Source organism: Lentzea nigeriaca (assembly GCF_016907955.1).
Classification (GTDB): Bacteria; Actinomycetota; Actinomycetes; order Mycobacteriales; family Pseudonocardiaceae; genus Lentzea; species Lentzea nigeriaca.
The window spans coordinates 47,006-64,951 of sequence record NZ_JAFBCX010000019.1 but is presented as its reverse complement, the minus strand read 5'-3'; the positions used below and the strand labels follow the sequence as shown (position 1 = coordinate 64,951).

Genomic DNA, 17,946 nt, shown 5'->3' with positions numbered 1-17,946 from the left:
GGTCCTCGCATGAGCAACGACTTCGTGCTGGACATCGATCACGAGTCGGCCGGCCTGCTGGCGGGAACGCTGTTGGCAGGCGACTCGTGTGCGGTGCCGGTGCGTCACCAGAACGTCCGCCTGCTGCTGTGCGCGTTGCCCGGCGAGGACGGAATGCGACTCTTCCTGCGTCGCAACACCCCGAACTAGCGGTCGTACACGGCCACGTAGTCCATCAGCAGGTCACGCGACCGCTCGTTGTCGAGCGCGATGGCGTGCATGCGCCGGAAGATCAGCACGGCCCGTTCGACGGTGGCCGCGTCACTGGCGAGCACCCAGTTCGCGAGGTAGACGAGCGGCGGCTCGTGGTCGTACTCGATCAGCGCGTAGTCCAGTCCGACCGCTCCGGCCGCACCGGTGCTGGCGGGCACGATCCTGATCGACGGCGCGTGGAACAGCAGGTGCAGGACCTGGTCCTCCATCAGCCGGTCGTTCCCCACCACGGTGCGCAACGCGTACTCGTGGATGAAGAACACGCACCGGGGCAGCACCCCGTCGGGGAGCAGCTCCGGTGCGGGGGTGAAGCCCAGCGCGCCGGCCAGCGCCTTCGCGTAGCACTCGGTTCTCAGCAGGACGGGAACGGTGACGCCGCTGAAGCACGTGATCTGCGTGGCGCCGGCCGCCGCGAGCACGACGAGCTGCTCGCCTGCACCGTGCTGGGTCATGGCTGGAACGGTAAAGGCATGATCATGATCTCGCCGCGCGAAACGGTCGCCCATCAGGGCGAACGGTCGCGCGAATCGCTCACGGACGGGCGATTTGAGCGAGGAAGTAGACGGCCTTCGAGCGCGCGTGCCGGACCGCGAGCAGGAACGGCCTGTCGACGTTCACCACGATCGGCTCGGTCGGGATCTCGAGCGACACGGTCCGGAACGTGACGGCGGTGGCCGCCGCGCCCTCCAGGCCCTCCTCGTCCAGCCGCAGCACAGCCTCGTGGAGCACGTCGTCGACGAACAGCCGCTCGTCCGGCGAGAGGCCGCTGAAGTCGGCGTCGCGCGCGAACATGCGCTGCACCCCCAGCTGTTCCAGCACGCCTTTCAGCTGGAACTTCTCCCGGATGTCCACTTTGGGCAGTGAGAGCTCGAGGTTGGTCCGGTCGCTCGCCTCGAGAACCGACACCTCGAGCGGCTGCTCCAGCGACGTGTCCGGCAGCAGGATCACGGCCTCGACGCCGGACGCCGCGGGCATCACGACCGTCTGCCAGCCGTCGTGGCGGGCGTAGCGGAACTTCTCGGTCACCTTCATCGTCGGCACGTCCACGTCACCGCCGGGGGCGTGGAACGGTTTCCGGGCCGTCTCCCAGGAGGAGAACGGGTTCAGCCAGCCCACCTTGAGGTACAGGGCGTTGACGATGATCGCGGCGGCGTCCGGGGGCGGGGGGCTCGTCAGCAGTTCGGGGATCAGGCCGCGGGTCGTCTCTGCGACATCGGTGTTGACGAGCTTGCGGACCGTCGTGGAGTCGGAGAACGCCGTGCGGCGCACCGACTTCGTGAGCGAGAAGTCCGGGTTCAGCGTCAGGTCGTCGTCGGCCCACAACGTGTTCGCGACAGCCAGTTCCGGCACGTCGAGCGCGTCGGAGGGGTCGAAGCCCGCCAGCAGCCGGTCGAGCTCGGCACGGGTCTCGCCGCGGGCGGCCTCCTGCGCGAGAGCGAGCGCACTCGCCACCGAGAACGGGGACCAGCAGGCGTTGGACGACGGATCCGGCACGGCGACGCGGTGCACGGTCAGGGCGAACTGGGCCTGGTCGGTCACGCCTTCGAACCTACGCCGATGCGCGGTGCCTGGCCACGGCCTGCGCGTCGGTGAGCAGCGCGACCTGGTCGACGACGACGCGAAGCCGTGCGGCGTAAGAGGAAGCGGCCGCGAACAACGGGCGGAACGCCGGGTCTAGCAGCGTCGGCCGCTCCATCAGCCGGGCGACGAGGTCGGCGATGAGCTCGCGTTGCTCGGCCTGCATGGCGAGACGGGCCGGATCGCTCATCACGTACCGGACGGCCATCGCCTTGAGCAGCGCCACCTCCGCCACGACCTGCCGTGGGACCACCAACGAGGCGTTGTACCTCGTGAGGGCCCCTTCGCCGTGGACCTCGCGGGTCGCGGTGACCGCTGCCGAGGCGAACCGGCCGACCAGTTCGCTGGTGAGGTTCTTCAACGCGACCTGGGCGCCGAGAGAGCCGTCGTACTCGTGCTCGGTCCAGTAGGCGATCACGGGCAGTTTCAGCAGCTCCTCGGCGGCGGCTTCGAGTGTGGCGACGGATTCCTCTGAGAACGTCTTGGCCGCGAGCGAGGCGATGGCGGCACGTTCGTCGGGACGGGCCAGCGCGCCGAGGCTGATGCGGTGGGCCAGGACGCCGTCCTCGACGTCGTGCACCGAGTACGCCACGTCGTCGGACCAGTCCATCACCTGCGCCTCGATGCACCGCTCACAGTCCGGTGCATCCGCACGCATCCACTCGAACACTTCCAGGTCGTCGTCGTACACGCCGAACTTCACCGTGCCCGGCGTGCGCGGCCACGGGTACTTCGTCGACGCGTCGAGCACCGCGCGAGTGAGGTTGAGGCCGTGAGCGGACTTGGGTTCCAGGCGGGCGAGGATGCGGAACGTCTGCGCGTTGCCCTCGAAGCCACCGCACGGGCCGGCGAGCTCGTCGAGCGCTCTCTCGCCGTTGTGCCCGAACGGCGGATGGCCGATGTCGTGCGCGAGTCCGGCGGTGTCGACGATGTCCGGGTCGCAGCCCAGTTCCTCGCCGATGCCGCGGCCGATCTGCGCGACCTCCAGCGAGTGGGTGAGCCGGGTGCGCGGGACACCGGTGACCTCGGAGCCCTCGCCGGGGCCGACGACCTGGGTCTTGCCCGCGAGCCGGCGCAACGCCGCGGAGTGCAGCACACGGGCGCGGTCACGGGAGAACGGTGTGCGCATGTCGGTGCGGGCGCCCGGCAGCACGGCGATCTTCGGTTCCTCGATGAGCAAACGCTCCGCGTCGTGGCCGGTGTACCCCATCACCCGATTTTAGGGAGCTTGAGCTCGTCGAACACTCCGGCGTGGGCCTTCATCAAGCGGTAGTACAGCAACGCTCCGGTCTCGCGCTTGATGTAGAACCACTGCGTCTCACGCGTCTGCACGTTCGGACCGACACGTGTGGGTGACGTCCACGCCTCCAGCCCGGCGTCCTCGGCCATCGTGCGGGCGCGCAGGGAGTGCCACGGGTCACTGACGATCACGGCGGTCTTAAGGCCACGTTCCCCGGCCACGGAGGCGACGGCGCGCAGCGAGCCCAGCGTGTCCGCGCCCTCGCCGACCTGCAGCACGCGGTCCTCCGGAACCCCGCGCTTGACCAGCCACATCTTGCCGACCTGACCCTCGGTGAAGTTGTCACCCGGCTGGCGGCCCCCGGTCGTCGCGATGTAGCCGACGACGCCCTCCTTGAAGAGGCCGAGCGCGTGCTCCAGCCGGGCTTCGAGCACGTCGGACGGAACACCGTTGTACTGCGCGGCGCCGAGAACGATCGCCATGTCGGCCTTGGTCCAGTCGTCGACCCGCGCGACCTGCCACACGCGGAACGCCGTTCCGCCCACCACCAGCGCACCGACGATCAACGCGCCGAAGAGCAGGCGCAACACGATGCGACGAATCCTGGCCAGAGGTTTGAGGGGTGGGGTCCGCACCCTTTGCATGGTTCCAGACCGGGCGGGCGTCGCGTTGACGCCCCTGCGAGGATCATCGTCATGCCTGCTGAGCAGCCCACGATCCTCGCCACCTCCGGAGGTTTGCGCCAGGGGCGCAGGACCTTCCTCGAATTCGGCAAGCTGATCCACTTCGCTCTGGACCTCTCCGGCGTGGAAGGCCGCAAGCCGCGGCTCTGCTACGTCGGCACCGCCGGCGGCGACCAGCGGCACATGAACGCCAACATGACGGAAGCGGGCAGCGTCGCGGGCGTCGAGGTCTCGGTGCTGAACCTCTTCACCATGCCGCCGACCGACGACCTCGAGAGCTACGTGCTCTCGCACGACGTCGTGTGGGTGGGCGGCGGCTCGGTCGCGAACCTGCTCGCGGTGTGGGAGGTGCACGGTCTCGGCCCGGTCTTCTGCAAGGCGTGGGAGGCGGGCGTGGTGCTCAGCGGCGTGTCGGCGGGCTCGATCTGCTGGCACGTGGGCGGCGCGACCGACTCGTTCGGCCCGGACCTCCGGATCGTCACGAACGGCCTCGGCTTCCTGCCCTACGGCAACGGCGTCCACTACGACTCCGAGGCGCAGCGCCGCCCGAAGATCCACGAGGCCGTCGGCGCCGGACAGCTGCCGACGACCTACTGCACCGACGACGGCGTCGGCCTGCTGTACCGCGGCACCGAGCTCGTCGAGGCGGTCTCGGAACGGCAGGGCGCCGGCGCGTACGTGGTGGTCAGGGAAGAGTCTTCAGCAACCGCTCAGGAGGAAAAGGTCGACACCAGGCTCCTGTGACACGGAACTTGGAGATGTGCGCTGGGCTCTGATCATCCTCATCACGGCGACCGTTTTCGTGGTCCCCGACGCCTCGCCGTGCAACGCGCACGCGAAGTCGTCAGCTGATATATCGCGCGGTCCCGATGTATTGGATACGACATCCGATACGTCGGATACCGCGCCCGATATATCGCATGCGAGCCCTGATATATCGGATACGGGCTCGCCCTCTCCTGGCATCAGTGCGGTATCCAATATATCTGCTACTGATATATCGGATATCGCTGCCGCGGGTGGCCGGTCCGACGTCGGCGTCGCCGTCCTGGACCTCGACTCCGGCCAGATGATCTCGCAGCATGGCGACCAGCCGTTCTACTCGGCGTCCCTGTCGAAGCTGATCCTCGCCGTCGACGCGTTGCAACAGCCGTTGTCCGCCGACGACCAGGACCTGATCCACCGCGCGTTGAGCGTCAGCGACGACGAGGCCATGGACGTGCTGTGGACGAGGTTCGACGGCATGGACGCCATCGGCCGCGTCGCCGCCGAGGCAGGCCTCACCGGCACCCACGCCCCGGACGACCCGTCGCAGTGGGGCGAGGTCGTCATCACCGCGAACGACATGGTCCGGCTCTACCGCTACATCCTCGGCTCACCGGTGCGCGACACGATCGTCGCCGCACTCTCGTCGGCCCCTGACACGGCCGCCGACGGCTTCGACCAGCAGTTCGGCCTGCTCGGGGTCAGCGGCGCCTACGCCAAGCAGGGCTGGATGTTCTACCTGCCGAGCGACGTCTACCTGCACAGCGCGGGCGTCCTCGACAACCGCTACGCCGTCGCCGTCCTCACCACGAGCCCGACCGGCAGCTGGACCACCGCGCGCACGGCGATCAACGCGGTCTCCAAGGCTCTCCTGGTGAAGCTCGGCGTCAACGGCTAACGCGCCACCGCCAGCACCAGCCCGCCCCTCAGCAGACCCCGCAACACCCGTCGCGCGGTGAAGAACGCGATCCGCCCAGCACCACGATCACCGCGAGCAACGTGAGATACGCGGCCGACGGCGACGGCGCCATCACCTCGGCGAAACCGGCGAGCAGCGCGCAGAAGATCGTGCCGCCCCACACACCCCGAGCAGGCTGCGAACCAGGCGAGCCCCGTTGACGTCGACGTACCCGTCACGCGCACAGGAACGCGCCGCGGCGAGGCTCAGCCCGGAAAGCACTCCCCCGGAACGCACCGATCCCGGCCGTCATCACCGCCGCGCCGATCACGAGCAACCCCGTGACGGCCAGCCGCGCTCTGATCCACTCGACCCGCGCCGGGTGCACCGCAATCCACTGCGGTGGCCCGCCCCGGCCGATGATCATCACCGGCCAGAGCGTGCCATCAATCCGCGAGAGCCGCTTCTCAGCAGCCGATCAGGCGAGCGGCCAGGTACGACTCGAGCTGGTCCATCGCGACCCGCTCCTGCGACATCGTGTCGCGCTCCCGCACCGTCACGGCGTGGTCGGTGAGCGTGTCGAAGTCGACCGTCACGCAGAACGGCGTGCCGATCTCGTCCTGACGGCGGTAGCGGCGGCCGATGGCACCGGCGTCGTCGAAGTCGACGTTCCAGTGGCGGCGCAGCGCCGTCGCCAGGTCGCGGGCCTTGGGCGACAGCTCCGCGTTGCGCGACAGCGGCAGCACGGCGACCTTCACCGGCGCCAGCCGCCTGTCGAGCTTCAGCACCACCCGCTTGTCCACGCCGCCCTTGGCGTTCGGCGCCTCGTCCTCGACGTAGGCCTCCAGCAGGAACGCCATCATCGGGCGGCCGACACCGGCTGCCGGCTCGATCACGAACGGCTTGTAGCGCGAGTTCGTGGCCTGGTCGAAGTACGACAGGTCGACGCCGGAGGCGTTCGAGTGCGTCGTGAGGTCGAAGTCGGTGCGGTTCGCGATGCCCTCGAGCTCACCCCACTCCTGGCCGCCGAACTGGAAGCGGTACTCGATGTCGACGGTGCGCTTCGAGTAGTGCGAGAGCTTCTCCTGCGGGTGCTCGTAGTGCCGCAGGTTCTCCTTCGCGATGCCCAGATCCGTGTACCAGCGGGTGCGCTCGTCGATCCAGTACTGGTGCCACTCTTCGTCCGTCCCTGGCTCGACGAAGAACTCCATCTCCATCTGCTCGAACTCGCGGGTGCGGAAGATGAAGTTGCCCGGCGTGATCTCGTTGCGGAACGACTTGCCGATCTGGCCGATGCCGAAGGGCGGCTTCTTGCGCGACGTCGTCTGCACGTTCAGGAAGTTCGTGAAGATGCCCTGCGCGGTCTCGGGGCGCAGGTAGTGCAGGCCCTCCTCGGTCTCGACCGGACCGAGGTGCGTCTTCAGCAGACCGTTGAACATCTTCGGCGCGGTGTACTTGCCGCGCACGCCGCAGTTGGGGCACGGCACGTCCGACACGTCGCCCTCGGCGACCTCCTTGCCGGTGCGCTCCGCGTACTCCTCCGACAGCGTGTCCGCGCGGAACCGCTTGTGGCACGACTCGCACTCGATCAGCGGGTCGACGAACGCCTCGACGTGACCGGAGGCGACCCACACGTCACGCGGCAGGATGACCGACGAGTCGAGGCCCACGACGTCCTCGCGGCCGCGGACCATGAAGTTCCACCACTGGCGCTTGATGTTGTCCTTGAGCTCGACGCCCAGAGGCCCGTAGTCCCACGCCGAGCGGGTACCGCCGTAGATCTCCCCACACGGGTAGACGAACCCCCTGCGCTTGCAGAGGCTGACAACGGTCTCGATGCGATCGGCGGCCAACGGGAACTCCATCGGGGGAATCAGATTCGGGGGGCCACAGCCTAGCCCGTCACGTTGCGCCCCGAACGGGCGACCGGAGCCTTACGCTGCACGAATGGAAGACCGGCTGCGAGAGCTGTGGGACTTCGCCGACCTCGACGGCACCGAGGCGAGGTTCCGCGCGTTCCTGGGCAACGTGCAGAGCGACGACGAACGCGCGGAGGTGCTGACGCAGCTCGCCCGCGTCGAGGGCCTGCGCGACAACTTCGCCGCAGGTCACACCCTGGTCGACGAGGCGGAGACCCTCGTCGCGCCCGACTCGACGGGCCGGGTGCGCGTGCTGCTCGAACGCGGCAGGCTGCACCGCTCCGGCGGCGATCCGGAGGCCGCGCAACCGCTGTTCGTGGCGGCGTTCATCCTGGCCAAGACGCGCGGCGACCTGTCGCTGGCGGTCGACGCCGCGCACATGGCGTCACTGGTCGACGACCCCGAGAAGTGGACGAAGCAGGGCCTCGAACTGGTCGAGGCGAACCCGGAACTGTCGCGGTGGCTCGGCCCGCTGTACAACAACCTCGGTTGGTACTACTACGAGAACGAGCGCTTCGACGAGGCGCTGGAAGCCTTCGAGAAGACCCCGGAGGCGTACGCGGAGAGCGGCAAGGCCAAGACCCTGCACGCGTTGGGGCGCAAGGAAGAAGCCGCCGAAGCCGCACGCAGGGCGTTGGCACTCCTGCCCCACGACTCGCACGAGGAATGGGTCGAGGAGATGGAAGCCATCGCCGCCCAGAACTAACTGCGGGGAGTCGCAGGCCCTGCCGCCTCGCCGAGCCGCACGGTGAACGCGTCCTCGGCGAGCAGGCTCGTGTGCGTCTCGACCTGGCCGTCGACGCTGGTCAACGCCGGCTCGTACATCGCGGGCTCGTCGGTCAGCGCCTCGGACAGCAGCGGGATCACGTGTTCGCGCACGGGGAACGGCGACATCGCACGCCGATAAGCCACCACGGACTCGAACTCGACCGTCAGCACCCATCGGTCGTCCTCGTCCGTGGACCGAGCCAGCGTGCCCTTCCCGCACCCCGGCTGAGCGGTCAGGAGCTTCAGCGCGTGCTCCACCCGCGAGGTAAACGCCTCAGGGTCGGATACGCGGAAACGGCACACGAGCAGCACGGTGCAAGGATGACACGGTGACCTCCAAGCGCCCTCTGCTGCCCGGCGACGGCCCGCTGGCACGCGTCCGCCCGGTGGTGGCGTTCCTGCTCGTGCTCGGGCTGTTCCTCACCGGCGTCCTGGTGGGCGGCACGGTGGGCGCGGCGCTCTTAGGCGTGCTGATCATCGGTGCCGGGGTGCTGCTCGCGGCCACCTGGAGGGTCCTTTCCCCAGCTCAACGCACGTTGCGCGTGGTGGTCCTGCTGGTGTTGCTCGTCATCACCGTAGAATTGGTTGTGAAAATCCCTACCAGGTGAGGTGTGCCGCCATGACCGTCCAGCTGCACGGCGAGCACTCCCCCGAACGCGAGGCCCCGGCACCCGCGCCGCCCAGAGCCGCGCACACCCTGGCCGAGGCAGGTGATCTGCTGCGCGCCCTCGCCGCCCCGGTCCGCATCGCCATCGTGCTGCAACTGCGCGAGCACGACCGCTGCGTGCACGAACTGGTCGAGGCGCTGGGTGTCGCCCAGCCGCTGATCAGCCAGCATCTGCGGGTGCTCAAGTCGGCGGGTGTGGTGCACGGCGAACGGCACGGCCGCGAGGTCGTCTACCGGCTCGTGGACGAACACCTGGCGCACATCGTGGTGGACGCAGTGACGCACGTCGAGGAGAAGTTGTGACCGGACTCAGGTCCACCAAGCAGCGCACGGCGGTCTCGAACCTGCTCGACCAGCTCGACGACTTCCGCAGCGCCCAGGAACTGCACGAGGAACTGCGCCGCCGAGGCGAGGGCATCGGCCTGACCACCGTCTACCGCACCCTGCAGTCGCTGGCGGACGCGGGCCAGGTCGACGTCCTGCGCACCGACTCGGGCGAGGCCATCTACCGCCGTTGCTCGGCCCACCACCACCATCACCTGGTGTGCCGCCACTGCGGCCGCACGGTCGAGGTGGAGGGCCCCGCCGTCGAGAAGTGGGCGGACCGCGTGGCTGCCGAGAACGGCTTCTCCGAGGTGAGCCACACCGTCGAGATCTTCGGCACGTGCGCGGAGTGCACGGCCAAGCTCAAGAAGGCCTGACTCCGACTGATATCCGATATATCAGTCGGCAGCGATGCCCTCTGCCTGCGTCCTTGCAACGAGTCTTTTGACTTCGTCCGCAAAAGACTCGTTGCAAGGACAGGCAGGTCAGCTCTCGTAGGGCTCGACCGGCTGCGCCACCGGAGTGGTCGACTCGACCGTGAAGCTCGGCACCCAGGAGTTCTTCTCCGACGCCGACTTCGGCACGACCTTGCCGGTCACCTCGACCCACTGCTCGTTCGGCAGCGCCGGCACGTCCCCGACCAGCTTCACCTTCAACGGCCGGGCGTCCGCGGCGCAGCACGCGATCGCGAGCCGTGCGACGAACGTGTCGCCTTCCGCGCGCGCCAAGAACCCGGTGAGCTTCACGCGGCGGTTGTCCAGGGTGCCGGACTCGTCCCACGCCGTGCGCGTGACGAACTCCGTCATGGACAACGGGATGACCTCTCCGGACGGCAGGTCGCCCAGCAGGTTGCGGGATCGCTGCGTCTGGTTGGTGTCCACCGAGGAGCTCACGACCTCGCCGCCCAGCGCGGGTGGCGAGATCAGGAACACCGCGAGCACCGGCAGCAGCATCAGCCAGGTCGAGCGCGACGAGTGCGAGTGGCCGTCGTCGACCGCCTTGCCGCGGCGGATGTCGCGGATGATCGCGAACAGCGCCAGGCCGATCATGATGGCCCCGGCGGCGATCAGCAGCGGTAACAGGCCCTTTTGCACGTAGCGCAGGTACAGACCCGAGAAGCTGATCTTCAGCAGCGCGCCGCCGAGCAGGACCAGCAGGATGTTCTGGGTTTCCCGCCTCACAGCAGCACCACTCCTGTCGCCACGGCACACAAGATCGCCACTACGAAGGTAGCCGGTGCGAACCGGAAGGCGAAGGACTTGCCGAACGCACCGGCCTGCAGCGCGATCAGCTTCACGTCGACGGCGGGGCCGACGACCAGGAAGACCAGGCGCGGCAGCAGCGGCAGAGCCGAGAAGGCCACGGCCACGAAGGCGTCGGCCTCCGAGCACAGCGCCAGGATCACGGCCAGGAACGCCATCACCAGCACGCCCAGGACGATCTGACCGCTGATCGTCTGCATCCACGCGACCGGGATGAAGGTCTTGAACGTCGCCGCGAACAGCCCGCCCAGCACCAGGAAGCCACCGGCGTCCACGAGGTCGTGGCGCGCGCTCTCGGCGAAGACGGCCCAACGCGACGTGCCGTCGTGGTCGTGCAGACGTGCCAGGGCGCGCTCAGCGATCCACTCCATCTTGCCGAAGCGCACCCACAACCAGCCCATGACCATCGCGGTCAGCAGCGAGCCGACGAACCGCGCGACGACCATCATCGGGGTGTCGTTGAACGCCACCGCCGTCGCCACCAGCACGATCGGGTTCACCGCCGGCGCCGCCAGCAGGAACGTCAGCGCCACGGCGGGCGCGACACCCTGCTGCATCAGCCGCCGCGCGACGGGCACCGAGGCGCACTCGCAGCCCGGCAGGGCCACGCCCGCGACACCCGCCACGGGCACGGCCAGGGCTGTCTTGGACGGCAGCAGCTTGCGCAGCGCCGACGCCGGCACGAACGCCGCGATCGCACCGGAGATCAGCACGCCGAGGACGAGGAACGGCATGGCCTGCACGCAGATCGCCACGAACACGGTCGAGGCGGTGCGCAGCTTCGGCACGTCGAGCAGGTCGACGAGCCTGGACTGGAAGAGCAGTGCGAGAACGAGGATCCCGCACAGCACCTCCAGCGACGTGATCTTCAGCCGAGGCGGGCCTGAGCGCCGCTTGGACGACCGGATCTCGCCGGTGATCGTCATTCCGCGTCCGCGTCCAGGTCGAGCAGACGACGGTAGGTGCGGGCCATGCCCTCGCGGATCTCCTCCGGCGACGGCGGCTCCGCGAACTCGGCCTCTTCTTCCTCGAGGTCCTCGTCGTCGAAGTCGACGGGCGTGCCGTTGACCGTGTCCTCGTCGTCTTCCTCTTCGAGGGCGGCCTCGCGGAGCTCCTCGATCGTGGCGGAGACGTCCTCGGCGCTCAGAGCAGGCAGCATCGGCTTCACGATGGCCAGCACGCCGCCCTCGGCGTCGTCCAGCGCCACGGCCTCGGCCAGCGCGACTGCGTGGTCGCGCTCGTACGGGCCGCAGATGAACGAGTCCCACTCGTCGCCGCCCGACGGTTCGAACGTGACGGTCCACGGGAACTCGTTGACGTCCGAGTCCTCTTCCGGCTCGTAAATGATCACGCCACCCATGGAAGGGTCCTTTCTAGGAAAAGCGGGAGAGGAGCTCGCCGCGCACCTGCGACGCGGTCGACACGACCAGCATGAGCAGTGTGCTCAGCGGTTCCGGCTTGAGGCCGTCCGCCGGGAACGCGTAGCGCAGCATCACGTCCGTGCCACGCTCGGACGCGATGACACCGAGCGTGCCGAACAGGCCCTGACCAGCGCGTTCGGCGACCCACACGGCCGCATCGGCCGGCAGGTCCCACGCGACGACACACGTCAACGAGAGCACGGTCAGGCCCTCGGCCAGTTCCATGCCCTGCACGGCGCACGGCACGTCGCCGTGGCGGAAGCTCAACGCGCCGTCGTCGTCCACCGAGACGTCATGGAAGAGCTCCAACGCCTTGCGCGCGGCCTCGAGTGCCTCACCGCTCGCGTTCACGACACCTCCGAATCGGGCTTGTCGATCGCACCACCGAAGCGGCGGTCGCGCTCGGCGAACTTCTCGACGGCCCGCCACAGGTCGCGGCGGTCGAAGTCGGGCCACAGGATGTCCTGGAACACCAGCTCGGCGTACGCGGACTGCCACAGCAGGAAGTTCGACGTGCGCTGCTCGCCCGACGGCCGGATGAACAGGTCCACGTCCGGCATCTCGGGCTGGTAGAGGTAGCGCGCGATGGTCTTCTCGTCGACCTTGTCCGGGTTGAGCTGCCCGGCGGCGGCGAGGCGGGCGATCTCGCGGGCGGCGTCACCGATCTCGGCGCGGCCGCCGTAGTTGATGCACATCGCGAGGTTGAGCTGGTCGTTGTCGCGGGTGCGCTCCTCCGCGATCTCCAGCTCCTTGATGACGCTGCGCCACAACCGCGGCCGGCGACCGGCCCAGCGCACGCGGACGCCCAGCTCGTCGAGCTCGTCGGTGCGGTGGTGGATGACGTCGCGGGAGAAGCCCATGAGGAAACGGACCTCTTCGGGGCTGCGGCGCCAGTTCTCGGTCGAGAAGGCGTACAGCGACAGCCACTTCACGCCCATCTCGATCGCGCCCTTGGCGACCTCGACGACGACCTGCTCACCGCGCTTGTGACCCTCGACCCGCGACAGTCCCCGCTGGTTGGCCCAGCGGCCGTTGCCGTCCATGACGATCGCGATGTGTTTCGGCACGAACTCGGCGGGGATCGCCGGGGGCGTCGCGCCGGACGGGTGCGGCTCCGGCGGGCGCGGGACGCGCTTCTCGCGTTCGGAGCGGCGGCGACGCAGCATGAGGCTCGGCATCCTTCCTGACGTTCGGGTGGCCGCCAGATTAGCCGTCGTCCGGCCTGGCCTTGCGCTCGACCAGAGGCAATGATCGCAGCTGCCGTTCGAGGTGCCACTGCAGGTGTGCCGCGACCAGGCCACTCGCGTCGCGGCGGGCCACGTGCGGGATCTCGTCGACCACGCCCCACTGGCCGTGCAGCAGCGCCGAGAGCAACGTCAGCGTGTCCGCGGACGGCGACGCCGAGCCGGGCGGGCGGCAGTTCGGGCAGCACGTGCCGCCGGCCTGGACGCTGAACGCCCGGTGCGGGCCGGGAGTGCCGCACTTCGCGCACTCGTTCACCGCGGGCGCCCAACCGGCGAAGGCCATGGCACGCATGAGGAACGCGTCCAGCAGCAGCGAAGGGTCACGTTCCGCCGCAGCCAACGCTCTCAAAGCCCCAGTCACGAGCAGATAGAGCCGCACGACCGGTTCGCCCTCTTCGGCGGTGAGGCGGTCAGCTGTCTCGAGGATCGCGCACGCGGCCGTGTAGCGCTGGTAGTCGTTGACGATCCCGACACCAAATGCGTCCAGCGTCTGCACCTGCGTGATGATGTCGAGCGACCGGCCGGGGTGGAACTGCACGTCGACGTGGCAGAACGGCTCCAGCCGCGCACCGAACTTCGACGACGTCCTGCGCACGCCCTTCGCCACGGCGCGGAGCTTGCCGTGCCGCTGCGTGAGGAAGGTGATGATCCGGTCCGCTTCACCGAGCTTCTGCACCCGAAGCACGATCCCGGTGTCGCGGTACAGATTCGCCATCAGAATCCCAAGCGGCGCAACTGTTTCGGATCGCGCTGCCAGTCCTTGGCGATCTTGATGTGCAGGTCCAGGTACACACGGGTGCCCAGGAGCGCCTCGATCTGCTTGCGCGCGGTCATGCCGACCTGCTTGAGCCGCTCACCCCGGTGGCCCAGGATGATCGCCTTCTGCGACGGCCGTTCCACGAACACGAACGCGTGGATGTCCATCAGGTCGTCACGGCCCTCGCGCGGCAGCATCTCCTCCACCACCACGGCGATGGAGTGTGGCAGCTCGTCGCGCACGCCCTCCAGCGCGGCCTCGCGGATCAGCTCGGCCACCAGGGTCTGCTCGGGCTCGTCGGTCAGGTCGCCGTCCGGGAACAGCTGCGGCCCCTCCGGCAGCTTCTGCAGCAGCAGGTCGCTCAGCTTGTCGACCTGGAAGCCGTCGACAGCGGACACCGGGATGATCTCGGCGAACTCCATGACCTTCTGCAACGCGAGCAGCTGCTCCATCACCTGCTGCGGCGACACCAGGTCGGTCTTAGTGACGATGCCGACCACGGGCGTTCGCTTGGCGACCTTCTCGAGCTCGGCGGCGATGAACTTGTCGCCGGGGCCGACCTTCTGGTCCGCGGGCACGCAGAAGCCGACGACGTCGACCTCCGACCACGTCTCGCGCACCAGGTCGTTGAGCCGCTGGCCGAGCAGCGTGCGCGGCCGGTGCAGGCCGGGCGTGTCCACCAGCACGAGCTGGCCGTCGGGGCGATGCACGATGCCGCGGATCGTGTGGCGGGTGGTCTGCGGCTTGTTCGACGTGATGGCGACCTTGGTGCCCACCAGCGCGTTCGTCAGCGTCGACTTCCCTGCGTTCGGGCGGCCGACGAAGCACGCGAACCCGGAGCGGTAACCATCCATCGGTCCATTGTCCCTGGGACCGGCAACAGGGTTGTCGCCGGTCCCTTCCTCTGCTAGACGATCACGCCCACCACTTGTGGTAGAGCGCGTTGTCAGTGCCGATCACGAACGTGTCGATGCGGTTGGACGACCAGGAAACCGCTGCCGGGCCGGAGATCAGCCCGCCACCGAGGGACTCCCAGCCGGACCAGCCGCCGTCGTACCACTTGTGCCACATCGCGTTGTCCGTGCCGCGGGCGAAGATGTCGAGCCGGCCGGAGGCCCAGGAGGAGGCGCCCGGTCCCGAGGTGAGCGTGCCGCCGAGGGACTCCCAGCCGGACCAGCCGTTCTGGTACCACTTGTGGTACAGCGAGGAGTCGGTGCCGCCGGCGAACACGTCGATGCGGCCCGATCCCCACGAGACGGCCGCGGGGTAGGTCGTCAGCACACCGCCCAGCGACTCCCAGCCGGACCAGCCGCCGTCATACCACTTGTGCCAGAGCGCGTTGTCGCTTCCGCGCCCGAACACGTCGAGTCGTCCGGCGCTCCACGAAGAGACACCCGGCGCCGACGTCAAATAGCCGCCGAGCGATTCCCAACCGGACCAGCCGTTCTGGAACCATTTGTGGTAGAGCGCGTTGTCGGTGCCACGCCCGAACACGTCAATTCGCCCGTTGCTCCACGAAACTGCGGCGGGAGCGGACGTCAAATAGCCGCCGAGCGACTCCCAGCCGGACCAGCCGCCGTCGTACCACTTGTGCCACAGCGCGTGGTCCTGGCCGACGGCGAACACGTCGAGCCTACCGGCCGCCCACGACGAGACCGCGGGTGCCGAGATCAGGTAGCCACCCAGCGACTCCCAGCCGGACCATGCCTGCGTGGTGAGGCCGCGCTCGTGGCCGACGATCATGCCGGTGAGCTTGTCGGTGGCGGCTCCCGCCCGGACTTCCGCCTGAGCCGGAGCCGCCGCCACGGCACCGGCAAGCAACAACGACAGCACGACGAGAACAGATCTGAGCTTTTTCATGACCATCCTCGGGTTTGGTCGCGAATATTCTCCCCGCGACCGAACCTAGGGCGGAATTGCGCACACGGTCAATCGTGCATTCAGATCACTTCCGCGATTTCCTTATTTTGTGCCGCACGGAATTCAGTCCATTTGCAGTCAGGTTCCGGGAGTGCCCTTCATCAGGTCTTCCGGCACTGGTCCGCACGGGTGAACGGGGCGCAGGCTTGCGGCCGTGTCCCCCGCACTCCACTCGTAGCTCGTGCACAAGGAGATGCGACATGTCGAGAGAAGAACTCGAGCGCCTGAACGACGAAGGCATCGGCGCGTGGGACCGCCACGACACCGATGGCTTCGTGAAGCTGCTGGCCGACGACTTCGTGTGGATCGACGACACGACCGCGGAGCCGATGCGCACGCGGGATGCGGCCCGCGCCTACACCGAGTCCTGGTTCACCGCGTTCCCGGACATGCACATCCGTACGACGAACATGGTGTGTACCGACGACCAGATCGCCTGCGAACTGGAGTTCACCGGCACCAACACCGGCACGCTCGCGATGGGCGGCATGGAGATCCCGCCGACCGGCAAGTCGGTGACCAGCCGCGGGACCTACTTCATCAAGGCTGAGAACGGCAAGATCAAGGAATTCCACACGCACCCGGACGCCGCGGGCATGATGATGCAGCTGGGCCTGATGCCTGCCTAGAGCTGCTCGCGGAGCTCACCCGAGGCGTCCGCGAGGAACACCGGACCGGAGGACGTCAGGTCGCGCACGGCCGCGAGCGACTCAGCGTCCACCGCGGACGCCTCGGTGACCACGACCGCGGCCTCGAGGCCCTCGGCACCGCTCGACACGGCGGCGGCGACGGCGGCCTGCAGCGCGGTGAGTTTCAACGACGGCAGCGCCACGGTGGACGCGTTGTACGTGCGACCGTCGAGGTCACGCACAGCCGCGCCTTCCGCGGCGCCGTTGCGCGCGCGTACGGACCGCGCGAGCGTGACGAGCTTGGCGTCCTCAGGTGCGAGGTCAGTCATCTTCTTCTGTCTCCTTCTGCTGCACGGGACGCACGAGCACAGTGGTGACGCGGATGCGGCCGCGTTCGTCCTTGCCGCCCTCCGCCCGCATCCGCAGGCCCGCGATCTCGGCCTCGGTGCCGGGCAGCGGCACGCGTCCGAGCCGTTGCGCGAGCAGCCCGCCGACGGTCTCGACCTCGTGGTCGTCGAGCTCGGTGCCGAACAACGCGTCCAGGTCGTCGACCGGGAGCCGCGCGCTGACCCGCACCGCGCCGTCCTCCAGGTGCTCGACCGGCGGGCGGTCGTCGGTGTCGGACTCGTCGGTGATCTCGCCGACGATCTCCTCGAGGATGTCCTCGATGGTCAGCAGGCCCGCGGTGCCGCCGTACTCGTCGACCACGATGGCCATGTGCCTGCGGGACACCTGCATCTCGCGCAGCAGGTCCGCGATCGGCTTCGAGTCCGGGATGAAGCTCATCGGCCGCATCAGCTCGGCGACGCTCTTCGGATGCTCGTCCTCAGCGAGCGTGGCCCGCATCAGATCCTTGATGTTCACCACGCCGAGCACGTCGTCGACGCTCTCGCCGATCACCGGGACGCGGGTGTAGCCGGACCGCAACGACAGCGCGAGCGCCTGCCGCAGCGACTTCGACTGCTCGATCCACACGATCTCGGTGCGCGGCACCATGACCTCGCGCGCGATCGTGTCGCCCAGCTCGAACACCGAGTGGATCATCTCGCGCTCGCCCTCGTCGACGACGCCGCGCTCCTGCGCCATGTCGACGAGCTCGCGCAGCTCCACCTCGGACGAGAACGGCCCCTCGCGGAAGCCCTTGCCGGGCGTGATCGCGTTACCGATGAGGATCAGCAGCTTGCTCAACGGCCCGAGCACGCGACCGAGCTGACGAACCGTGCCCGCGGCGAGCAGGCTCACGCCGTACGGGTGCTGACGGCCGATGGTGCGCGGTCCGACGCCGACGAGCACATACGACACGACGAGCATGCTCAGGCAGGAGTACAGAACCGCCGTCCAGCCCTGGTTCACGTACTTCAGGAACACCGTCGTGACCAGCACCGCGGCCAGCATCTCGCAGAACAGACGCAGCAACAGCAACAGGTTCACGTGCCGCGGCCGATCGTTGAGGACCTGCAGCAACTGCCCGGTGCCCCAACGGCCCTGCCGTTGCAACGCCTCCACCCGTGCGCGCGACACGGTGCCGAGGGCGGCGTCCACACACGCGAAGACACCGGCGGCGAGCACGAGCAAGACGGCCAGCACTATGACGCCGGCTGGGTTCTCGCTCATGCCCG

26 protein-coding genes are annotated in these 17,946 nt (G+C 68.5%); 8 read left to right on the top strand and 18 right to left on the bottom strand.

Translation table 11 applies throughout. The annotated features are described in order from the left end of the window. Window positions 1-9 precede the first annotated feature (9 nt). Window positions 10-189, top strand: a complete 180-nt coding sequence (locus JOD27_RS38530) for a hypothetical protein (protein ID WP_030472123.1) — start codon at window positions 10-12, stop codon at window positions 187-189. Here the strand turns inward: JOD27_RS38530 and JOD27_RS38525 are convergent. The 4 genes from JOD27_RS38525 to JOD27_RS38510 form a co-directional block, all read right to left on the bottom strand. Continuing rightward, the gene (locus JOD27_RS38525) at window positions 186-704 is read right to left on the bottom strand and encodes a DUF5753 domain-containing protein (protein WP_204767299.1); all 519 of its coding nucleotides are present in this window, start codon (window positions 702-704) and stop codon (window positions 186-188) included. The genes JOD27_RS38530 and JOD27_RS38525 overlap by 4 nt on opposite strands. A 79-nt stretch (window positions 705-783) precedes the next feature. After that, window positions 784-1,791 carry a serpin family protein gene (locus JOD27_RS38520; RefSeq protein WP_204767298.1) on the bottom strand — a complete coding sequence of 336 codons (1,008 nt, stop codon included), beginning with the start codon at window positions 1,789-1,791 and terminating at the stop codon, window positions 784-786. Window positions 1,792-1,801: 10 nt separating this feature from the next. After that, complete coding sequence (locus JOD27_RS38515; RefSeq protein ID WP_204767297.1) at window positions 1,802-3,040, bottom strand: deoxyguanosinetriphosphate triphosphohydrolase; 1,239 nt, start codon at window positions 3,038-3,040, stop codon at window positions 1,802-1,804. After that, window positions 3,040-3,705, bottom strand: coding sequence for a YdcF family protein (locus JOD27_RS38510; protein WP_307830577.1), 666 nt, complete (start codon window positions 3,703-3,705; stop codon window positions 3,040-3,042). Before JOD27_RS38510 ends, JOD27_RS38515 begins: the two co-directional genes overlap by 1 nt. Before the next feature lie 60 nt (window positions 3,706-3,765). On the opposite strand from JOD27_RS38510, the gene JOD27_RS38505 reads away from it, so the two are divergent. Further along, on the top strand, window positions 3,766-4,497 hold the full coding sequence (locus tag JOD27_RS38505; protein ID WP_204767295.1) for a Type 1 glutamine amidotransferase-like domain-containing protein: 732 nt from the start codon (window positions 3,766-3,768) through the stop codon (window positions 4,495-4,497). Between the two features lie 16 nt (window positions 4,498-4,513). Beyond that, complete coding sequence (locus JOD27_RS45560) at window positions 4,514-5,416, top strand: serine hydrolase (protein WP_204767294.1); 903 nt, start codon at window positions 4,514-4,516, stop codon at window positions 5,414-5,416. Window positions 5,417-5,444: 28 nt separating this feature from the next. On the opposite strand, the gene JOD27_RS38495 is transcribed toward JOD27_RS45560, so the two are convergent. From JOD27_RS38495 to JOD27_RS38485, 3 genes are read right to left on the bottom strand one after another with little or no spacing between them, the layout of a single operon-like run. Next, window positions 5,445-5,600: a hypothetical protein gene (locus tag JOD27_RS38495; protein WP_204767293.1), complete on the bottom strand. Its 156-nt coding sequence runs from the start codon at window positions 5,598-5,600 to the stop codon at window positions 5,445-5,447. Between the two features lie 51 nt (window positions 5,601-5,651). After that, on the bottom strand, window positions 5,652-5,846 hold the full coding sequence (locus JOD27_RS38490; protein WP_204767292.1) for a hypothetical protein: 195 nt from the start codon (window positions 5,844-5,846) through the stop codon (window positions 5,652-5,654). Window positions 5,847-5,883: 37 nt separating this feature from the next. After that, window positions 5,884-7,269: a glycine--tRNA ligase gene (locus JOD27_RS38485; RefSeq protein ID WP_204767370.1), complete on the bottom strand. Its 1,386-nt coding sequence runs from the start codon at window positions 7,267-7,269 to the stop codon at window positions 5,884-5,886. Window positions 7,270-7,363: 94 nt separating this feature from the next. On the opposite strand from JOD27_RS38485, the gene JOD27_RS38480 reads away from it, so the two are divergent. Further along, window positions 7,364-8,041, top strand: a complete 678-nt coding sequence (locus tag JOD27_RS38480) for a tetratricopeptide repeat protein (RefSeq protein ID WP_204767291.1) — start codon at window positions 7,364-7,366, stop codon at window positions 8,039-8,041. Here the strand turns inward: JOD27_RS38480 and JOD27_RS38475 are convergent. Next, window positions 8,038-8,415, bottom strand: coding sequence for an antibiotic biosynthesis monooxygenase family protein (locus JOD27_RS38475; protein WP_204767290.1), 378 nt, complete (start codon window positions 8,413-8,415; stop codon window positions 8,038-8,040). The two genes, JOD27_RS38480 and JOD27_RS38475, sit on opposite strands and share 4 nt — an antisense overlap. Window positions 8,416-8,432: 17 nt before the next feature. Between JOD27_RS38475 and JOD27_RS38470 the strand changes: the two genes are divergently transcribed. Genes JOD27_RS38470 through JOD27_RS38460 form a run of 3 tightly spaced genes read left to right on the top strand, consistent with a single transcriptional unit; the run spans window position 8,433 to window position 9,471 of the window. Then, on the top strand, window positions 8,433-8,711 hold the full coding sequence (locus tag JOD27_RS38470) for a hypothetical protein (protein ID WP_307830576.1): 279 nt from the start codon (window positions 8,433-8,435) through the stop codon (window positions 8,709-8,711). Window positions 8,712-8,722: 11 nt separating this feature from the next. After that, window positions 8,723-9,073, top strand: coding sequence for an ArsR/SmtB family transcription factor (locus JOD27_RS38465; RefSeq protein ID WP_112263712.1), 351 nt, complete (start codon window positions 8,723-8,725; stop codon window positions 9,071-9,073). Further along, window positions 9,070-9,471, top strand: a complete 402-nt coding sequence (locus tag JOD27_RS38460) for a Fur family transcriptional regulator (protein WP_204767289.1) — start codon at window positions 9,070-9,072, stop codon at window positions 9,469-9,471. The genes JOD27_RS38465 and JOD27_RS38460 overlap by 4 nt, the downstream gene beginning before the upstream one ends. Window positions 9,472-9,579: 108 nt before the next feature. Here the strand turns inward: JOD27_RS38460 and JOD27_RS38455 are convergent, their stop codons facing one another. The 8 genes from JOD27_RS38455 to JOD27_RS38420 all read right to left on the bottom strand — a co-directional run bounded on the left by JOD27_RS38455 (window position 9,580) and on the right by JOD27_RS38420 (window position 15,638). Further along, on the bottom strand, window positions 9,580-10,275 hold the full coding sequence (locus JOD27_RS38455; RefSeq protein ID WP_204767288.1) for a TIGR03943 family putative permease subunit: 696 nt from the start codon (window positions 10,273-10,275) through the stop codon (window positions 9,580-9,582). Then, the gene (locus JOD27_RS38450; RefSeq protein ID WP_204767287.1) at window positions 10,272-11,282 is read right to left on the bottom strand and encodes a permease; all 1,011 of its coding nucleotides are present in this window, start codon (window positions 11,280-11,282) and stop codon (window positions 10,272-10,274) included. Before JOD27_RS38450 ends, JOD27_RS38455 begins: the two co-directional genes overlap by 4 nt. Next, window positions 11,279-11,707 (bottom strand): hypothetical protein, encoded by a 429-nt coding sequence (locus JOD27_RS38445; protein ID WP_204767286.1) that lies wholly within the window; start codon window positions 11,705-11,707, stop codon window positions 11,279-11,281. Before JOD27_RS38445 ends, JOD27_RS38450 begins: the two co-directional genes overlap by 4 nt. A gap of 22 nt (window positions 11,708-11,729) precedes the next feature. Beyond that, entirely contained in the window at window positions 11,730-12,128 is a 399-nt protein-coding gene (locus tag JOD27_RS38440) for a YbjN domain-containing protein (protein ID WP_204767285.1), read from the bottom strand. Further along, window positions 12,125-12,943: an isoprenyl transferase gene (locus tag JOD27_RS38435; protein WP_204767284.1), complete on the bottom strand. Its 819-nt coding sequence runs from the start codon at window positions 12,941-12,943 to the stop codon at window positions 12,125-12,127. The genes JOD27_RS38440 and JOD27_RS38435 overlap by 4 nt, the downstream gene beginning before the upstream one ends. A gap of 40 nt (window positions 12,944-12,983) precedes the next feature. Then, complete coding sequence (gene recO / locus JOD27_RS38430) at window positions 12,984-13,736, bottom strand: DNA repair protein RecO (RefSeq protein WP_204767283.1); 753 nt, start codon at window positions 13,734-13,736, stop codon at window positions 12,984-12,986. Further along, window positions 13,736-14,632 (bottom strand): GTPase Era, encoded by an 897-nt coding sequence (gene era / locus JOD27_RS38425; protein ID WP_204767282.1) that lies wholly within the window; start codon window positions 14,630-14,632, stop codon window positions 13,736-13,738. Before era ends, recO begins: the two co-directional genes overlap by 1 nt. Window positions 14,633-14,693: 61 nt before the next feature. Next, window positions 14,694-15,638, bottom strand: coding sequence for a PLL family lectin (locus JOD27_RS38420; protein WP_239570914.1), 945 nt, complete (start codon window positions 15,636-15,638; stop codon window positions 14,694-14,696). A 260-nt stretch (window positions 15,639-15,898) separates the two neighbouring features. On the opposite strand from JOD27_RS38420, the gene JOD27_RS38415 reads away from it, so the two are divergent. Further along, window positions 15,899-16,327, top strand: a complete 429-nt coding sequence (locus JOD27_RS38415) for an ester cyclase (protein ID WP_204767281.1) — start codon at window positions 15,899-15,901, stop codon at window positions 16,325-16,327. Here the strand turns inward: JOD27_RS38415 and JOD27_RS38410 are convergent. Together JOD27_RS38410 and JOD27_RS38405 are read right to left on the bottom strand one after the other, a co-directional pair. Further along, window positions 16,324-16,656, bottom strand: coding sequence for a cytidine deaminase-like protein (locus JOD27_RS38410; protein WP_204767280.1), 333 nt, complete (start codon window positions 16,654-16,656; stop codon window positions 16,324-16,326). The genes JOD27_RS38415 and JOD27_RS38410 overlap by 4 nt on opposite strands. Beyond that, window positions 16,649-17,941 carry a hemolysin family protein gene (locus JOD27_RS38405; protein WP_204767279.1) on the bottom strand — a complete coding sequence of 431 codons (1,293 nt, stop codon included), beginning with the start codon at window positions 17,939-17,941 and terminating at the stop codon, window positions 16,649-16,651. Before JOD27_RS38405 ends, JOD27_RS38410 begins: the two co-directional genes overlap by 8 nt. Window positions 17,942-17,946: the final 5 nt, after the last annotated feature.